Genomic DNA, 16,427 nt, shown 5'->3' with positions numbered 1-16,427 from the left:
GAAAACTTGGTGACGTCGGCCAGAAGGCGAAGCTTGCAGAAGCTTCAGCTAGTGCCTGCCAAGGAACTTTGGATGCGAAAGGTTCTCAGACCGCCACAACTCCTTCGGAGTAAGAACCTCCAACACCCGTACCCAACATAGACTCGCTGGAAGCTCGTCAACGTTGGGCTTGTAGCCGCATCCTCTTCGAGGAAGAACTTCGACTGAGCGTTTGAGGTGGTCACCAAGGAGCCACCTTGAAGCGCCCGCCCCAGTCCGAAGCTGATCCCCAGCGGGAATCTCTAACACAGCCCAACGTTGGACGAGCCCTAAGCGAGTCAACGTTGGGTACCTCCGCGCAGGGTGATCAGGTGGGAAGGCCAACAGCATCTGCTTTCTCCTCACTGCCATCAACACCTCCACGTCGCTCGAATGCGATATTGCACGAATGTGGGGTTGCACCGCGCGAGGCCACCCGCTGACTGACGTTCCCGGCAAGATGCCGGAAACAGCACGCAAGATGCGTGCGCTCCCCTGGCTTCTCCGGCACAGGTCGCTTTGTACTGGGCTCATGCAGGAGGGGTGGTCTAATTGCGAGATTTCAGGAACTAACATTAGATTTTGCTTCTGGCACTCGTGGCGCTGTCCTCAACGCATCTCTCCTCCAGGCATCATGCCCCCGATCCTCGCCTTCTTCCCACAAAATTTTCATCCCACCTCTCTGTAACCTTCTCGCCCATCCGGCAAGAGTATGGAGCAGAAAGAAAAGCCATCCTGTCAGTGTCAGAGATAGAAAGCCAGTCATCGCCATGAACGCCACCAGTCATTCCGTCCACAACCTGGGTCAGACCCTGCTTCATCGTACCGGTGCCACCGATGGCAACCTCGGTGAGCGGGACAAGATCGTGCTCGGCAAGCACGGTTTCCGCGCCAGCCGCCAGGGGGGCGGCCGTGATGTCATCCGCAGCATCAAGCATTTCTTCACCGGCGCCACCGGGTCTACGAAGAATGCCAAGGCCTGGAGGGCGGCGGCGGAAGCGCTCGATCTCAATCCCAAAAGCGCCCGCCTGAAAAGCTATATCGAAGGCGGAAAAGAGCTCACCATGCACCGCCTCCAGAAGGTGCTGGTCAATCCTGGCAAGGCCAAAAAGTTCCAGGAGGACTTCGGGATGGACACCATCACGGACAAGGTGAAGAGCACCCTCCAAAACAAGTTTGGTGAGACAAACTCCACGGAACTCGAGACTTACGAAGGCACGCTCAAGCCGGAAAAGGTCAACAACGGCGTGTATGTGAAGAACAGCGTGGGAGACGGCTCCTTTGCCGAGTTTCACCGCATGGAGTACGGCATGAATCCTCCTGACCCCCGGAACGAGAAAGTGCACCTCTCCGTGCACCCGGACGACGTGGGCAAGGCCTATGATGTGCTGGCCCCCATTCTCAACCGGCCCGACTGCCCCATCCATCGGTGGAAGGTGGTGGACATCAACGAGGCTCGCATTGAAATCATCAAACTGACCGACCAGTTGAGCACGGAGACGGATCCGGCGAAGCGGCAGGAACTGCAGCGCAAGCTGAACGATGCCGAGCGGTTGCACGAAGGTGCCCATTTCACCCTCTACGCCATGCCCGGGCAGGATGGCCCGGAGGTGGCCGCGGTGCTCCGGGAGATGGAAGACGCCCTTCGTGAGGCCGGCATTCGCACCAGCGATCGCCCGGAATCAGACGAACCTCTTCCGAACATGGAGTACTCCAGCTTCCGCATCGGATCGCGGACCTACCAGCCCGGTGAGGAAGGATACGAAGTTGCACTGCGCAGCATGGGCCCCAGTGGCGTGCGCGGTGAGCCGGCCACAAAACGTGTGGATCCCTTCGACCCCGACTACGCCCAGTTCAAGGCCACCTTCACGGACAATCCCTTCTTCCAGTCCCTTCAGTAAGACCACCTCATCCGACTCCTGAAACCCATGCCGTTCATTCAGCGGCATGGGTTTTGGATCTCCCTCCGCACCCCTCAATCCGTTACTTGTATGACCGCCATCTCCGACGACTTCAAATACTTGCTCACCGCGCTGGCAGAGCAGACCGGCCTGGACCAGCTTGGGCTCGATGAAAACGGGGCTTGTGCTCTGCAGTTCGATGACCGCATCACCGTGTATCTCGTGGAACTCGAGAAGGAGGCAGCGATTCGTCTGGTGAGCGACCTGGGAACTCCCAGTCCGGATGTGGAAGGTGCCGCTTTCCAACGTTGTCTGCTGGAGGCCAACTGGCTCGGTACCGGCACCCACGGAGCCACTCTCAGCCTTGAACCCGAGACCGGCAATGTGTGCCTGTGGCGGCAGGCTTCCCTGGCCGCCCTCAATCCCGTGAGCTTCACGGATCTGGTCGGTCAGTTCGTGGACACCGCCGAAGCCTGGACCGCTCTGATCCAGGGGGAAGCTCTGCCCAATGCCGCGGACAGTGCCTCCACTCTGGGGCATCCGGTGGGGATTCCCGCGTAGAGTAACGCGTCGAAATTCGGCCTGTATTCTGGGCAAGGCGGGATCGAGAAAGGGTGTCGGTCCGCAGGGGCACCAGCATCTGTCAGGGCTTGTCCAGTAGCTTTTTGACGATGTATCCGTCTTTGACGTACTGGAGCAGTCCAAAGTATTTCTTCCGCTCCGCCAGCATGTTTCGCATGTGAATCATGGGTTCACCGGAAGCGACGTAATAGGAGAGCACCTCGCCGTTCCTGGTGAAGTCCAATCCCAGATCCTCAAGGCGTCGCCGCAAAGCCGCAGCCTGGTCGTCCTCACGCGAAGCACCGGCTGGTGGTAGTCCCAACGCCTTGCATTGCCATTCGGCGATAAAGTGCCCCCAACCGATGGGCCCGTCTCCGTCCAACTGGTAAAGCGGTGTCGCCAGGATCATGTCCAGTTGCGTCGTCATCCTTAGAGGGTAGCAATCCAAGACCCCTCTGAGCGCTTCATAGGCGGACATGTTCCTGAGAGAGAAACTGTCCAACCGATCCTTACGTGCCTCCTCGAACTCCAGGCAAACCAAAGGGAAGGACTGGCTGGGATGTGCTTCGAACCAGATGGCCCGCAACCGATCAAGGACTTCCGGAGCGCGGGCCTCCTTCACGGTGAGATCGTCGATGATCAGCTCCTTCAATTTGGCGATGCCATCATGCCTGGCTCCGTCCTGATCCCGTTCTCCGGCGAACAGGGACAGACCAGACAGCAGAAATCCCAAAAACACCGTGGGGGCGAGGCGCTTCATGCAGAGGACCGATGCTAGAGACTGGAAGTGGCTCTGACAATTCCAATTCTGTCCGATCAATCATCCCGTCTCGCCCGTCCGGTCTCGAGTTTCGTATCTCAGTCACAGCCCGTGCCGCCTTGAGTCTCCGGATCTCCCGTTGCATGATTGCCGGACAAAGGCCCCTGACCACCATGTACAACCCCAAGATGTTCCGCGAGGAGCGGCTCAGCGTGCTCCACGCCCTGATTCGTGAGCACCCTCTGGCCACGCTCATCACGCATGGGGAGCAGGGGATCCAGGCCAATCTCATCCCCTTCGTCCTCGTGGAGGGCGGGGAGCGTGACCAGGGCATTCTCCTCGCCCATCTGGCCCGCGCCAATTCCCAGTTGAACGACCTGCGCGCCGGCGCAGAAGCCCTGGTGATCTTCCAAGGGCCCGAGGCCTATATCACGCCGTCGTGGTACGCCTCCAAGGCTGAGCACGGCAAGGTCGTCCCCACATGGAACTACGCCATGGTCCAGGCCCGCGGAGTGCCACGTGTCATGGATGATCCCGCCTGGATCCGCGATCAAATCGACCTGCTGACCACTTTCCAAGAACAAGCCCGCCCCGAGCCCTGGGCCGTGGCGGATGCCCCAGAGCCTTTTGTTGCCGCGCAACTGAACGCCATCGTCGGGGTCGAAATCCCCATCTCCCACATTGAGGGCAAATGGAAGGTCAGCCAGAACCGTTCCGACGCCGATCAAGCCGGCGTTCGTGCGGGGCTGACCTATGAGGGTGGTTGTCCCGTGATGGCAGGGTTGATCGGCGGAGCGTCTGAATCCAGAACTGATTCGCCCGCCTGATGAGGCTATGTGCCAAGACGACCTCACTCCACCCAGCGCCCCTACTGTGGAAGAACCGTCCCGGTTCTTGTTTCGGTGGCATCATCTGGAGCATGGCTTCCGGCGCGATGCCGAAGGCATCACAGAAGGTAGCCGGGCGGTTGAGGGAGCGTAGCGAGTGATACCCCCGGTACCAGCGACAAAACGTTCCATCCTGAAGGGATGGCAGAGCTGTTCGCCTCTTCCTTGACTTCATCTCACGCGCAATCTCCCAATCCGTCCCCTTACTTGTCCCCCGCCTTCCGCTCCTTCCCTGCGTTGGGATCCTTTTCCACCGTGTAGCCGGCATTCAGCAGCATGAGCAGGGTCTCCAGCCTTGCCTCTTGTGCGGGGGTGTTGCGGAAATAGACCTGTTTGGTGTCCGGCATCCAGCGGACTTCAAAATCTCCTTCAAACTTGAGGCCCAGACCTTCCAGCTTTCGCCTCAGTTCCTGGTTCACCTTGTCATCCGCCCGCTGTCCCGACCCCGCCACCAGCCCGAGATGGGCGGCTGCACGAGGTGACACGTCGATGAGCGAGGCCCGCCACATACCATTATCATCCATGGACTTGGGCTGGAGGATCACCTCGCTCAAGGCATGACGAACGACCAGACCATAGTAGTCGGCCAGATAAGTCAGCGCATCCAGCGCGCTGACGTTTCGCAGGTCCATGCTGATAAACATCGGAGGCGTGTGTTTCACAGGCTCAGCCAGCACCACTGGAAAGGGGACATCGGGATGTTGCTTCGCCCAGGCCTTCTTGATCTGCTCCACTCCATTCTCAAAAGTGGACTTCCGCAAATTGAACTCCGGCAATATGAGGTCATGGAAAAGCCGGGCCGGATTGCGATCTGGAACAGCCCCGAGGGCTGCATGAACAAAGAGCGCCAGAGTCAGAGCGAGAGCCCAGGGCAGGGAAAACAGGATGCAGGGTCCAGGATGGCGGCGGTTCATGGGGGTGAGGGTCGAGGGAGTTTTTTCACGATGTAACCATCTTCTGCATACTTGATCAGCTCCGTGAGTTTCATGATCTCAGTGTCCTGGTTTCTGATCTGAAACATGTTGTCCATCAACCAGGAGGCGTGCATGCCCTCTTCGAAGGTGATGCCCAGTTCCTTCAGCCGGTTGAGCGCTTGTGCATTCGTGCTCTTGTCTGCGGAAGCCCCGGTTGGCAACCCAAGACTTTTGCAGACGGAGGCAGGGATCCGGGGAGACCAGGTGTAGACGTCACCATCCAAACTAAATAGCGTGCGCAGGTGAAGCATGTCCAGCCGCATGACATGGCTCATGCCGTTCAAGACCGCCACCGTTTCCACGGCCTCATACGCGGTCACCTCTTTGAGATCCAGATTCATGGGCATGCTTCCCCTATGGTCTTCGGGTTCCATCAGAATCACCGGAAAGGACTGGTCGGGATACACCGCAAACCAGGATGCTCGCAGCGTGTCCATCGCCTCGGGCAGCCATTCTGATTTGACTTTGAATTCGCTTAGCACCAGCTGTCGGAGCTTGAGGATGCCGTCATGCGGATCGCGCTCTTCGGCCTGACCGGGCAACGCGGCGATCAGGAGCGCCAGGCCGAAAATGAATGTGCCATTCATACGAGACAAGGATTCTTGGAGAACGAGACCTCGCTGACAATTCCCCAATGTCAGCCCATTCACTGGCATTGATCTTCTTACGGTGCCTTCACGATGGTGTAGCCTTCTTCAGCGTAGCTCACCAAGGCCCGCATTTTTGCAAATTCGCGGATCCGCAGCTTCATCACAAGCTCGTTTCCCACCCAGTAGAGTTGTGAGTCCTCTGCTAACTGAACCCCCAACGATGCCAGTCGCTCCTGGAAGGTCGTTTCAGTAGTGGCCTGGTCGGTGGATGGGATGGGCAAGCCGAGTCTCTTGAGCATCGCATCCGAAAGTTCGACCGTCCCAATCGCCGTTTCACCTTCCAGCGCTGTGACGGACTTAAGCTCCAGAGTATCCAGGCGCGCTGACACCTTGAAACCCGCGTTCAAAGCGGCGGACTCAACGACGAAATAACCCGGAACGTCATGCAGCTCGCAGGTCAGCGTCCCAATGAGATCGTAGGTGCCCGACTCCATCATGACCACGGGAAACGATTGATCCGGATGCGAGGCAAACCATTTCGTGCGAATGCTCTGCAACACCTCAAGAAATGGCACCTCTTGAGCCTTGAACTCCTTGAGCACAAGCTGGTGCAGGCCGGTCTTTCCGACGGCTCTGTTGATTTCTTCCCCCAGACAGACGGACTGGAATGCGCCTGCCGCCAGCAGACACCAGAAGGGGATGTATGTACTTTTCATCGTCGTACCACAGAAGTCGTGTTTAGCCTAGACAACCACGGTGAACCCGACAACACCAAATGCTCATGAACCCTCTCCTCACCGCCGCCATCTCCGGTTTCCTCACGATGACGCTCGGCCTCGGCCTGGAGCTGTTCAAGGTGGAAGGGTTTCACTACAGCTCCGGCTATTCCCATCTCCAGTTCCTTAGTAGTTACTTCTACGCCCTGCACTCGCCGCCCGCAGTGATGGGGGCGGTGGCCATCTTGAACTTCGTCATCGGGGCCATCCCCGGACTGTGCGTTGCCGTACTGTGGAAAGACATCCAGAGCAAAAGGCGGCAGTAGCACCATCGCGTCGCCTTGACCGTTGCTGCTTGACCATATTTTGCACACGTCCCTCAAGATGCCGAAGGCATCACAGAAGGTAGCCGGGCGGTTGAAGGAGCGTAGCGACTGATACCCCCGGTAGATGAGATAAGCAGCTCCATCCTGAAGGGATGGCAGCAAGGTCCAATCACGTCCCAGGCATTCTCTGGTAGGCTCTCCTCGCACTCATGAGCATCATTCATCGTCATCCTCGTGGTCGATGCCACCTGCCTGAAAAACAGTTGAAGCAGGAGAAGATACAACCGCCTCTCCCGCATCACGCCTTTGCGTCAAGTTGAATGCTTCACCGTTGCCACGCGCGAGCTCGCTGACGCCAAGGGTGTCAAACAAGTCAGCCCAGGGTAAGGCAAGGCACGAGCCGCCACCCTGGGTACACGGGCGGGCGCACCAGAACCCCGAATTGAGTTCTACAGAACGTGGCAGCATACGTGAGGCATCCACCGCCAGTGCATGCCGAACTGTTGTTTACAGGTGTTCTGGTCGGTTTGTTGAACTCCCTTGGAGTTCTACGCTATTTCATCGATACCCGGGGTAGCGGCCGCTTCGCGGTCTTACCCCGGGCTGTTGTGTATCACGCCGTCGGCGTGGGGCTTCCGCCATGAGCTATGTTCAGCGAGTCAAGGTGCGCCACCTGTTCCGACCCTCTTTTGCGCCCCCGCATCCAAGCTTTACAGGCCAGTCCATCTTTGCAGTAGTAGGTCCGTCCGACCTCCGCCCCATCCCTGGCACCAGCACCAGCCCCATGAAGTTCGTCGTCTCCTTCCTCACCCTCTGCGCCCTGATCGTGGTGGTGGTGATCATTCTGAAGCCCCAGCCGTTCCAACCCAGCTTCCCGATCATCCCGCTCTATGCCACCGAGAACGAGGCGCGGCAGCTGCTGGAGCAGCTTGGTCCGGTGTCGGTGGAGGAGCCGGAAGGCGATCAAAGGATCAGTCAGCGCGTCCTTGTTGCGACCAATTCAGAGACGCGGATCGACGTGGGCATCTGGGACGGGCGGGTACGTTTCACCAACTACCTGACCGACCAGTTCAACCGCACAGAACGTCAGCGCTCCCGCAAGCTGAACTGGTTTCTGGACCAGCTGGGCGGCAAGGAGGAGTTTGAGAAGCCCAACGACACCGGCTACATGCTCTTCATCCGCAATCCGAAGCGCAAGCTCATGGTCGTCTACGGCCTTCACATGGGCCCCGTCCGGATCATTGACGAGGATCCCGCCCATTGGGGCGAGGAGGAGGATAAAGGGGAAGGGGAAGACGAAGTAGCCAAGTCGCAGGAACGCTGACGAATCGGGCCTCATTGAATAGAGTTGACGCTGGCTTCATCCGCTCCTTGGGGGCACACAGACCTTCGGTAACGTTAAGACTGGGGCACCCAGCTCCATTCCCCGCCAAGTGCCCAACCATCCCCGACCTCAGGTCTTCTGTCTTTCGTCTTCCAGTCTTGTGTCTTTCTTCCTACCTCGGCCTACTCACCCAGCGTTGCACGGACGTCCGCGGCCGTGAGGTTCGCTGAACCGACGCCGAACGCCCTCCGGAGTGAGACCGGCAGGGAGTGTTGACGTAGCTCGAATAGGCGTAGCAGCTTGGCGCGGTGTAGTAGATCACCACCGGCCGCCGCACTGAGGAATAGTAGTACGACGAGGCCCGGTAGGCGCTGGCGCTGCGCCGGGCATAGTACCGACTGGTGTAGTCGTTGAAATCAGGGACGTAGTAGCTGCTGTTGCCAGTGTAGGGCCGGTTGTTGTATCCGGCCGCCGCCAGCACCTGTCGCTCCAGGCCAGCGACGCTGGAGGACTGATCCTGATAGATCGGCATCCGGGACAGGTAGTCAGCCGCTGCGATCTGCGCCTGGCGTGCCCCCTCAGCCTCCTGCTTCCGGGCCTGCTCTTCTTGAGCTTTCCGCTGTACCCGCTCCGCATCGGCATAGGCCGTGGCCCGGTCTTCGTTGTAGTGGAACCGCTGCTGCAGTGCCTCGGGAAGCTGGTGCATCTTCACCTTCTTCACCCCATCGTCATGCATGAGGGTGATCGTATCCGGTGTGAAGTTCAACACCTTGCAATTGTGAAAGGTCTCGCCACGCGTCGTGGTCACCTTCACCAACTGCGCCGCGAAATCGTCCGCAGCCACAGCAAAAGGCGCAATGGTGCACAGTACACCAAAGATGAGGCCCAGGGGGGAGGGTTTCATGGTCGTAACGAACAAGGGAGAAGGTGAATGGGGCCGGGGGTGACGATTGGGGCGCAGAAGCGCCTATTGGAGGTGTCAAAAGGATGTGAGAGGGCGCACAACAGACAAGCCCAAAGGCAAAAAAACAAACGAAAGCCTCTCACTTTGGATCCTGGCGGCCTTCGCCCCATGCTCTGCAGGGCACACAATGTCCTTTATGACCTTTAGGCTCAAGGAAAACAAAAACTTGACATTCTTACGGTGAGGTAAGAAATTCTTACCATGTTGAAAATGACACATCAAGAAATGCCCGAAACCATGAAAGGAGTTCCCCCAGGCCCTCCTTGGCTTGAACTGAACTCCAGTTCGGAAGCTCATTCCTATCTCTGCTTCTATTATAGTAGTTTGCTCAGCCGCTTGCCCGTACGCGATGTTAACCGAGTTGTAGGATCCTCCACGCACTGCATTGCTGACTGTAAATCTGACCCCAATTGGGAAACGCAAACTTTCGGATTGTTTTCGACCTGTCAGGATGCGGCGCGCAGAGGGGCTGTGAAAAACAGGTCTCCATATCTCTTCTTCTTTGGCAACAATGCCGTCGAAAGCAATAAAAGAGGAGTCACTGGGTACTATCGTTTGAAGTGGTATTCTCATGGGGGGACATATCAAGACGATTATTGTCTAGCTGCTGATCGGGTTCACTTTGTTGAACATCCTATTCGTTTTGATGAAGTAAATAGACATTTGGGGACACGGTTATCGTCACGTTCACCTAGGCTGACCGCTAAGTTGGCCCCCTCCGAGAGTGAGAAGTTGGTTCAGATCTTACACGCACAGGAAGACGCAACAACATTGTATATCGAAGAAATTCACAGGCTTGAAAAGGTTAACGCAAGAAATGCGAACGGCCTTAGATACATCAACTTTGGAAAGAGGGATCAGTTCGACTGGTCGGTGGCAGAGAAAATGACATCCTTAGGTGTCCACTCGTCAATCAGAAGAGTCAGCAACTCTGCAGCAACTGATACTTGGGCTTGTGTCAAATGCGGCTGGACCTGCAAAAGCAAGGCGCGCCTAAAGCTATGCCCTGAATGCGGGGCTCAAGGAACATTATTCACTGCAAACTAGAGACATGAAAAAAATACACCACGTAAGAATATTCGTCACGTTCGCAGAAGTCGATTGTGCGCCCGCCATACAGCTGGTTGAACGCCTTTCTTGCCATTTTCCGAACAAGTGCTTTATCGGCAGGCATGAAAAAAATTGCTCAGACACCAGTATTGGGACGACAACCCTAACGCTTGTAATTGAATCACAACGCACGCATGAATCCTCTCGAGTGAGTGAGGATGTGAGGTTAAGTCTTCTCAACACACCTCCAAATCAGATATTGAGAGTGCTGATCGAAGATGGGGGGATGCTGCTGCATTCTACACTAGGTCGTCAGTTAGATGAATGGGGTGTTGAAAAAACATCCAGCACGCTTCCTGATCTGAGCGGAGCATTTAGTCGTGCTGATCTGCTGGCAGAAGTAGAACCAGCCTTGAGAGTGGCTTCGACGACTGCCGGTGGAAAAAATTCTTGCAATCGATGATGTGAAACCATTTAATGGGGGCAATCGTCCGATGGACTAAATGTGGGTGCCTCCAATGACTACCGAAGAAATCGCCAATGCAATTGGGGATGCAGTGCGCAGACATGCGTCACTATACGCAAGATGTAGATTGAAAGAGGTCACTCACAGCACACGACCCTATCCAGACTTGGGCATGGACAGCATGCATGACGTGAATATCGCATGTGAGGTCGAAGTTCTTCTTGGAATTGAACTTCCTTCTGATCAGACTATGCTGTATGAGGAAAATCGCGCGCTGTCGATTAGACAGTCAGCGGAAAGAATTTTTAACTTCATTGAAGCCTCCCAATAATTCATGCCAGAAGATGCCCCAACGCAGTTGCTCGCCCGTAGACTTCGCTCCGCTCGCGAACAATCTGGACTGAGTCAAGAAGTTGTGGCTAGCCGTCTAGGATTGAAAAGGCCAGCAATTTCTGAAATCGAAGCCGGCAGACGCCGCGTGAGGGCCGACGAGTTGGCGCTCTTATCGGAACTTTATAATGTCTCGATGCAATGGTTGACTACCGAATCCAATGATAATTCCACAAAATTGGAAATAGCGGCACGCGGCTTGTCGAAGCTCAGAGACGATGATCTAGACAAGATTCTCGAACTATTAAACAGCTTACGTGCGCCTGATTCAAAGCCGTGAGCCCATATGAACTTGCCAGGGTCGCCTTGCGTGGTGCCTATCAAACTCGCAAAAGCCTCGGAATCGACCTGGCCGAGCCAATTGCGGTTATCGACGCCGCGATGCATCTGAAGATTCATGTTAGTATCGAGCATCTGTCTTCCGTGGAAGGCATCTGGTGCCGCGAAAAGAAAGCAATTGTGCTCTCCTCACTCCGTCCAGCTGGACGGAGGGCTTTTACGTGTGCGCATGAGCTAGGGCATTGGCACTTCGACCATGGAACGAGAGCTGACGAATTGGTGTCTACTAGAACGCCTGACCGAAACCAGCCGGAAGAAAATGCCGCAAATCAATTCGCAGGGCATCTTTTGATGCCACCATGCGGGGTTGCAAGCACGCTGGAGACTCGAAAGTGGTCTCCAAGCAAACTAACAGCAGTGCAAGCCTACGCATTGGCAAGCTACTTCGGAGTTAGCTACGCTGGTTTTCTTGGACACATGTGTTACGCTCTCCGCTCGCTAGAGCAGTCTGCATTTGAGAAACTATCTGAGGTAGAGCCGAAGGATCTTAGAAAGCACCTATGCCCGGAGCTTAGCGCTCCAAACCTGATCGTAGTTGATGAGCATTGGCTCAGTCGACCAATCGACCTAGAGGTTGGTGACGCTCTTATGTTTCCTTCCGGTGCGATAGATAGTGCAGGTTTGATTGAATGCCGGTCGCGCAACTCTGGAGTCGCGAGTGCGGCTGGAGTGAGTCAACTTACAAATCTTTCGAGCGGTAGGACTCCCCTAATTCGCGTGGCCGAATCCGGATTTAGAGGCTACGCTCAATTTAGATATCCAACGCACAACAATGTCTACAGCGACTCCTAGACCCATTATTGAAGCGGCAAATCTCTCCGAAGCTTGGTTGAGAGCGTTTGAGCTGTTATGCTCAAAGGGAACGGATTCTGGATCTCCATTGACGGTTAGCTTTACGGGGTTTGGAACAGAAGGGTTCCCCGACGAAGTGGAGATAATTAGGAAACGCTTAGACGAAGTGCTGCTAAGTCACAATAAAGTGAACACCGAGATTTGCGCGTCAACCATTTTTCCGATCGCTACACTGCAACTAATGGAATCGCGCCTTCAACGGGAAGTTGAAGCAAAGGAATTGGGGGAGTATTATCGTCGTCGCGTCTATCCGAAACTAAAGGCACAGAATGCGAAAGCAAATGGGCGCGGGACTTATTTTCTGCGGTTGACAAACTATGGGGGAAACCTTAATCACCCGGACGAAGAAGGAGATAATCAACTAGCCAGGATGCTTGAAATCTGGGCGGAGAATCCACATATCGCTCAATCGTCTCTCCAGTTGGCCATTAGGCATCCCAAAGTGGACCTAAATCGCAACCCGCGGCCATTCTTCCCCTGCCTGCAACAAGTGAGTTTGTCTTATGACACACATGGAGGCATTGCTATTACAGGGTACTATCCCACACAGTACATTTTTACGAGGGCATACGGCAACTACTTGGGAATCGCACACTTGGGCTGGTACATTGCCAGGGCAATGAAGCGGAAGCTTGTTCGAGTCAATTGCATCTGCGCTCATCCCCTACTTGGCGAGCCGCCAAAGTCCACGAAAAACTCTTTGAAGCAGGATTTTGCCGATCTTTTTGAGCAAAAAGTTCCTGAGAAAATGGAATTAAAAGCTGTCCTCAATGAAGGGTAACCTTTTTGTAGTGGAGGGTTGTGATGGAACCGGCAAGAGCACCCTATGTGAGGGCTTGGTGGCAAGTCTTCGCTTATTGGGGCATAATGTCAGTTCGGTCTCCTTTCCGGGGCGGAAACCGAATTCCCTCGGAGGTCTCGTATACAAACTACACCACTCTCCGGGCGAGCTGGGGCTATCTAGCGTCGAGCCTACTTCGCTCCAATGCTTGCATGTTGCAGCACATTTCGAAACGATTTCGACAGTTATATTGCCCGCCCTCGACGATGGTGTGACCGTGATTTTGGATCGATATTGGTGGTCGACCTTTGTATACGGCGCAGTTGCGGGAATTGACAAGAAGGTGCTTACGGCATTGATACGTGCCGAAAAGCAGGTATGGGCAGGGGTGCGCCCAGCAATAGTTTTTTTGCTTGATCGAGAGAGCCCCCTGCGCGAGGAGCCTTTGGACACTTGGGCGTCGTGTAAGGTGGAATATCTTAGTTGCGCTGAGCTTGAAAAGTGTAAGTACCCGGTTGAAATAGTCAAAGACTCTCCAAATTCTCAGTCGACGTTGGCACTAGTGCAGAATATGATCGTAAACAGAATTACAAAAGTTAAGAAAAAGCCACAAGCCCAGCTTGAATTGTCGATAAGCCAGCTGTGTTCAAGGAAAGCATCTTCAGATTCAGTCGCTAACGCATGGGCGCCATTGTGTCCGACTGAAATTCTTGATGTTTACTGGACATTTGCGACTAGACGGCAAGACGTTTTTTTCCAGAGATTGGAGGGGCGCAAACCTCCATGGACGAACGACAATATCATACAGAATCACAAATTTACGAATGCTTACCGAGCGTCTGATAGGGTCAGCCAGTTCCTGATTAAGAATGTTATATATAGCGGCGAACAAAATTTCAATGAAGTTTTCTTCCGAACCCTGTTGTTCAAGTTTTTCAATAAGATTGAAACTTGGCAGCTTCTTGAGTCTGCGCTAGGCGTTTTGTCCTGGAGGGATTTTAGTTTCGAGCGATATGACAAAGTGCTAGAAGGGGCACTTTCGAAGGGGCAAAGGATCTATTCGGCGGCGTATATTATGCCAACAGGAGGGCCTGGAACCTCGTTTCCAAGAAAGCATCAGATGCACCTTCGACTGCTTCAACGGATGATGGGGGAGTGTCTGCCCCAATCCTGGAAAGTGCAAGTATGGAGGAGGGGTTTCATTCACTACGCTCCTATCCATCAATTGGGAATTTTCTGGCATATCAATACATAACGGATCTCAACTACTCAAGTGCACTTAAGTTTGATGAGATGGAGTTTGTAGTGGCTGGTCCCGGCGCCGTAGATGGAATACACAAATGTTTTTCTAACGCTGAAGCTTTCTCGGAGGCTGAGATAATACGGAAGATGGCCAAAATGCAGGAATCTGAGTTTGAGAGGCTTGGCCTAAATTTTAGAGATCTCTGGGGACGACGACTTCAGCTTATTGACTGCCAGAATTTGTTTTGTGAGGTCAGCAAATACACTCGTGTTTCACATCCTGATATTGCGGGGCGCAACGGGCGAACTAGAATCAAACAGAAATTTACGCCTCAACCTGGAAAAATTAGTTACTGGTATCCGCCAAAATGGGGTATAAACGAGTGCATCAAATACTGATCGTACTATGTTTAGAACTTTTAGTGCAGACTCAGCCGATGAATTATGGAGTCAAGCTGTTGAGGCATTCCATGAAGAGAAATATCAGGCTCCACAACCGAGTAGGTTGGGGGGGACGAGGGAGATACTGCATGCTTGCCTAGAGCTTCGAAATCCTCGGTTGAGGTGGGTGACTTCCAGACGGCCACCCATTAACATTGCTTTTGCTCTTGCCGAAGTAGTTTGGATTGTTCGAGGCAGAAATGAGGCTGAGTACCTTAATTACTTCAACAGAGAGCTTCCCAAGTATGCAGGCGAAACACCAACTTACCCCGGAGCTTACGGTCATCGATTGAGGTCTGGTTTCAACTTCGATCAGCTACAGAGAGCTTATGATGCTCTTAGTTCAAATCCAGTGTCAAGACAAGTCGTACTTCAGATCTGGAATGGTCAAGTCGATCTGCCAGACTCTGAGGGCCAACCGTCTTCCAAGGATGTGCCGTGCAATCTAGTTTCCCTGTTAAAAATAAGAGGGGATAAACTCGAGTGGACGCAGATAATGAGAAGCAACGATTTGTTCCTGGGCTTCGTCCACAATATCGTGCAGTTTACGTGCTTGCAGGAAATAGTGTCGGGTTGGCTTGGTGTCGAGGTTGGGTCATACTATCACTACAGTGACAGTCTTCATGTTTATCAAAAGCATTTTCAAAAAATTGAGAGAACCCAAATAGTTGGCAAAGCGCAATCGTCGGGCAATTTGGCTTTTGGAAAAGAAGTCTCAGACGAAATGTTTAGACGGCTAGACTCGCTAATCTTGAAGCTAATAGACCCAAAATGTACGGCTGCGGCTGCGCTGAAATTTTGGAGTTCATTTACTAATCCTGACAGCATTCATGATATTGGCGCAATCCTTCTATGCGAAGGTCTCCGTCGGCGGAAGGAGCCGGGAACTGTGCTTGATGTTCTCGCTTCCTGCAAGAGTGAGACTTACCGAACGATGTACGAGAAATGGCTTGAACGCACCCAATTTAAGATGTGATCGACGAAGCTATTGTCCGTGGCTCGGGCAGATGGTTGGCGGGTAACTCTTCGAAGGAGATGGTCCGCTCCTTAATGTTCGCTACGATTGTTCCTCGTTCATAGGATCGGAGTTGCCTGAAGACTTCGAATCCTTTTAGGATCGCATTCTCCCATTCCCATAATGCGCATCTTTCCACCTCGTACCCTCTAACAAAATCAGGAATGAGTTTAAGTAGAGAATAGTCGACTTTTGTCATGCCATCAAAAAAGTTAACACCTTGAGCGTATTGAAAAATTAACGCAATCAAACCTTCCTCCAGGAATCCAGCGCGTTGCCCGTCTTCGGCATCGTCAATGTCGCCGTTGCTCTTCCTTTTGATGCGCAAAAGTGCTCTAAGAGTGGGGGACCAACCTAATATTGCGGCGTATGCTAGGTGGAAGACATCATGAAATCTGTATCCATCTCGCTCTCTCTTGTTATCGGAAAGTTGCTTGCCTATGTTAATGCTATTGCACTGTTGAAACGAAATTTGTTTGGTCCCACGTAAAACGTCGAAAATATCCATTCGAATACAGTCTGGGAACTGCTCGAGATAAGAAAAACCATCGTCGAATAGAGGGGTTTCTCGTCGATGTTGGACTGGTGGTCTATGATCGCAGATCTTCACCAGATTGGACCATACGGCGTCGTTAAGGTTGATGCCATAGGCGTTCGATGAAGAGAGTAATGCATGGAGTATGTTTCTTAGAATCTCGAGAATGGTTTCTCTTGAGATATTGTCGCGGGGGTGAGCGAGCCACCCCAAAAGCACGCCGACCTCGGAAGCCAAGACAATTAGAGCCATTTCAAACTCGACTGAATCTATTTTGGGCAAGGACTTGCCTTCG

16 protein-coding genes are annotated in these 16,427 nt (G+C 53.8%); 10 read left to right on the top strand and 6 right to left on the bottom strand.

The features are described from left to right. Positions 1-788 precede the first annotated feature (788 nt). Together BV034_RS33490 and BV034_RS33485 are read left to right on the top strand one after the other, a co-directional pair. Positions 789-1,919 carry a hypothetical protein gene (locus BV034_RS33490; protein WP_050031288.1) on the top strand — a complete coding sequence of 377 codons (1,131 nt, stop codon included), beginning with the start codon at positions 789-791 and terminating at the stop codon, positions 1,917-1,919. A 90-nt stretch (positions 1,920-2,009) separates the two neighbouring features. Next, positions 2,010-2,480, top strand: a complete 471-nt coding sequence (locus BV034_RS33485) for a type III secretion system chaperone (protein ID WP_050031287.1) — start codon at positions 2,010-2,012, stop codon at positions 2,478-2,480. Positions 2,481-2,562: 82 nt separating this feature from the next. Here BV034_RS33485 and BV034_RS33480 read toward each other — a convergent pair whose 3' ends face one another. Beyond that, positions 2,563-3,240, bottom strand: a complete 678-nt coding sequence (locus BV034_RS33480) for a hypothetical protein (protein ID WP_050031286.1) — start codon at positions 3,238-3,240, stop codon at positions 2,563-2,565. Positions 3,241-3,413: 173 nt separating this feature from the next. Here BV034_RS33480 and BV034_RS33475 point away from each other — a divergent pair, with 173 nt between their 5' ends. Then, positions 3,414-4,067: an FMN-binding negative transcriptional regulator gene (locus BV034_RS33475; RefSeq protein WP_050031285.1), complete on the top strand. Its 654-nt coding sequence runs from the start codon at positions 3,414-3,416 to the stop codon at positions 4,065-4,067. A gap of 263 nt (positions 4,068-4,330) precedes the next feature. Here the strand turns inward: BV034_RS33475 and BV034_RS33470 are convergent, their stop codons facing one another. From BV034_RS33470 to BV034_RS33460, 3 genes are all read right to left on the bottom strand, one after another. Next, positions 4,331-5,041, bottom strand: a complete 711-nt coding sequence (locus BV034_RS33470; RefSeq protein WP_050031284.1) for a hypothetical protein — start codon at positions 5,039-5,041, stop codon at positions 4,331-4,333. Continuing rightward, entirely contained in the window at positions 5,038-5,688 is a 651-nt protein-coding gene (locus BV034_RS33465) for a hypothetical protein (RefSeq protein ID WP_050031283.1), read from the bottom strand. Before BV034_RS33465 ends, BV034_RS33470 begins: the two co-directional genes overlap by 4 nt. 77 nt (positions 5,689-5,765) lie before the next feature. Then, positions 5,766-6,407 carry a hypothetical protein gene (locus BV034_RS33460; RefSeq protein ID WP_050031282.1) on the bottom strand — a complete coding sequence of 214 codons (642 nt, stop codon included), beginning with the start codon at positions 6,405-6,407 and terminating at the stop codon, positions 5,766-5,768. Positions 6,408-6,472: 65 nt separating this feature from the next. Here BV034_RS33460 and BV034_RS33455 point away from each other — a divergent pair, with 65 nt between their 5' ends. Both BV034_RS33455 and BV034_RS33450 read left to right on the top strand, forming a co-directional pair. Further along, entirely contained in the window at positions 6,473-6,733 is a 261-nt protein-coding gene (locus BV034_RS33455; RefSeq protein WP_265593771.1) for a hypothetical protein, read from the top strand. Positions 6,734-7,373: 640 nt separating this feature from the next. Then, a complete protein-coding gene (locus BV034_RS33450; protein WP_050031280.1) occupies positions 7,374-8,057 on the top strand; it encodes a hypothetical protein in 684 nt (227 codons plus the stop codon). Positions 8,058-8,229: 172 nt separating this feature from the next. On the opposite strand, the gene BV034_RS33445 is transcribed toward BV034_RS33450, so the two are convergent. Beyond that, a complete protein-coding gene (locus BV034_RS33445) occupies positions 8,230-8,961 on the bottom strand; it encodes a hypothetical protein (RefSeq protein WP_050031279.1) in 732 nt (243 codons plus the stop codon). 1,111 nt (positions 8,962-10,072) lie between these two features. Here BV034_RS33445 and BV034_RS36685 point away from each other — a divergent pair. From BV034_RS36685 to BV034_RS36680, 5 genes are all read left to right on the top strand, one after another. Next, positions 10,073-10,534: a hypothetical protein gene (locus tag BV034_RS36685; RefSeq protein ID WP_265593770.1), complete on the top strand. Its 462-nt coding sequence runs from the start codon at positions 10,073-10,075 to the stop codon at positions 10,532-10,534. A 337-nt stretch (positions 10,535-10,871) separates the two neighbouring features. Further along, positions 10,872-11,207, top strand: coding sequence for a helix-turn-helix transcriptional regulator (locus tag BV034_RS35480; protein WP_081888330.1), 336 nt, complete (start codon positions 10,872-10,874; stop codon positions 11,205-11,207). Between the two features lie 831 nt (positions 11,208-12,038). Next, positions 12,039-12,899 (top strand): hypothetical protein, encoded by an 861-nt coding sequence (locus BV034_RS33430; protein ID WP_265593769.1) that lies wholly within the window; start codon positions 12,039-12,041, stop codon positions 12,897-12,899. After that, on the top strand, positions 12,889-14,154 hold the full coding sequence (locus tag BV034_RS36955; protein WP_343123306.1) for a nucleotide kinase domain-containing protein: 1,266 nt from the start codon (positions 12,889-12,891) through the stop codon (positions 14,152-14,154). Before BV034_RS33430 ends, BV034_RS36955 begins: the two co-directional genes overlap by 11 nt. Beyond that, positions 14,055-14,540, top strand: coding sequence for a nucleotide kinase domain-containing protein (locus BV034_RS36680; RefSeq protein ID WP_265593768.1), 486 nt, complete (start codon positions 14,055-14,057; stop codon positions 14,538-14,540). Before BV034_RS36955 ends, BV034_RS36680 begins: the two co-directional genes overlap by 100 nt. A gap of 1,007 nt (positions 14,541-15,547) precedes the next feature. On the opposite strand, the gene BV034_RS33415 is transcribed toward BV034_RS36680, so the two are convergent. Continuing rightward, a partial coding sequence (locus tag BV034_RS33415; RefSeq protein WP_050031274.1) for a hypothetical protein occupies positions 15,548-16,427 on the bottom strand: 880 nt, incomplete at its 5' end.

The sequence above is a fragment of the Verrucomicrobium sp. BvORR034 genome (genome assembly GCF_000739635.1).
Taxonomy (GTDB): domain Bacteria; phylum Verrucomicrobiota; class Verrucomicrobiia; order Verrucomicrobiales; family Verrucomicrobiaceae; genus Verrucomicrobium.
The sequence above is the reverse complement of the archived record's forward strand: the minus strand, read 5'-3'. Positions and strand labels throughout refer to the sequence as shown.

Excerpts from the sequence above, each read along its gene's own strand:
- BV034_RS33460 (WP_050031282.1), bottom strand. The coding sequence starts at position 6,407 with ATGAAAAGTACATACATCCCCTTCTGGTGTCTGCTGGCGGCAGGCGCA.
- BV034_RS33455 (WP_265593771.1), top strand. The coding sequence starts at position 6,473 with ATGAACCCTCTCCTCACCGCCGCCATCTCCGGTTTCCTCACGATGACG.
- BV034_RS33485 (WP_050031287.1), top strand. The coding sequence starts at position 2,010 with ATGACCGCCATCTCCGACGACTTCAAATACTTGCTCACCGCGCTGGCA.
- BV034_RS33465 (WP_050031283.1), bottom strand. The coding sequence starts at position 5,688 with ATGAATGGCACATTCATTTTCGGCCTGGCGCTCCTGATCGCCGCGTTG.
- BV034_RS33450 (WP_050031280.1), top strand. The coding sequence starts at position 7,374 with ATGAGCTATGTTCAGCGAGTCAAGGTGCGCCACCTGTTCCGACCCTCT.
- BV034_RS33445 (WP_050031279.1), bottom strand. The coding sequence starts at position 8,961 with ATGAAACCCTCCCCCCTGGGCCTCATCTTTGGTGTACTGTGCACCATT.
- BV034_RS33475 (WP_050031285.1), top strand. The coding sequence starts at position 3,414 with ATGTACAACCCCAAGATGTTCCGCGAGGAGCGGCTCAGCGTGCTCCAC.
- BV034_RS35480 (WP_081888330.1), top strand. The coding sequence starts at position 10,872 with ATGCCAGAAGATGCCCCAACGCAGTTGCTCGCCCGTAGACTTCGCTCC.
- BV034_RS33490 (WP_050031288.1), top strand. The coding sequence starts at position 789 with ATGAACGCCACCAGTCATTCCGTCCACAACCTGGGTCAGACCCTGCTT.
- BV034_RS33430 (WP_265593769.1), top strand. The coding sequence starts at position 12,039 with ATGTCTACAGCGACTCCTAGACCCATTATTGAAGCGGCAAATCTCTCC.
- BV034_RS33470 (WP_050031284.1), bottom strand. The coding sequence starts at position 5,041 with ATGAACCGCCGCCATCCTGGACCCTGCATCCTGTTTTCCCTGCCCTGG.
- BV034_RS36955 (WP_343123306.1), top strand. The coding sequence starts at position 12,889 with ATGAAGGGTAACCTTTTTGTAGTGGAGGGTTGTGATGGAACCGGCAAG.
- BV034_RS33480 (WP_050031286.1), bottom strand. The coding sequence starts at position 3,240 with ATGAAGCGCCTCGCCCCCACGGTGTTTTTGGGATTTCTGCTGTCTGGT.
- BV034_RS36685 (WP_265593770.1), top strand. The coding sequence starts at position 10,073 with ATGAAAAAAATACACCACGTAAGAATATTCGTCACGTTCGCAGAAGTC.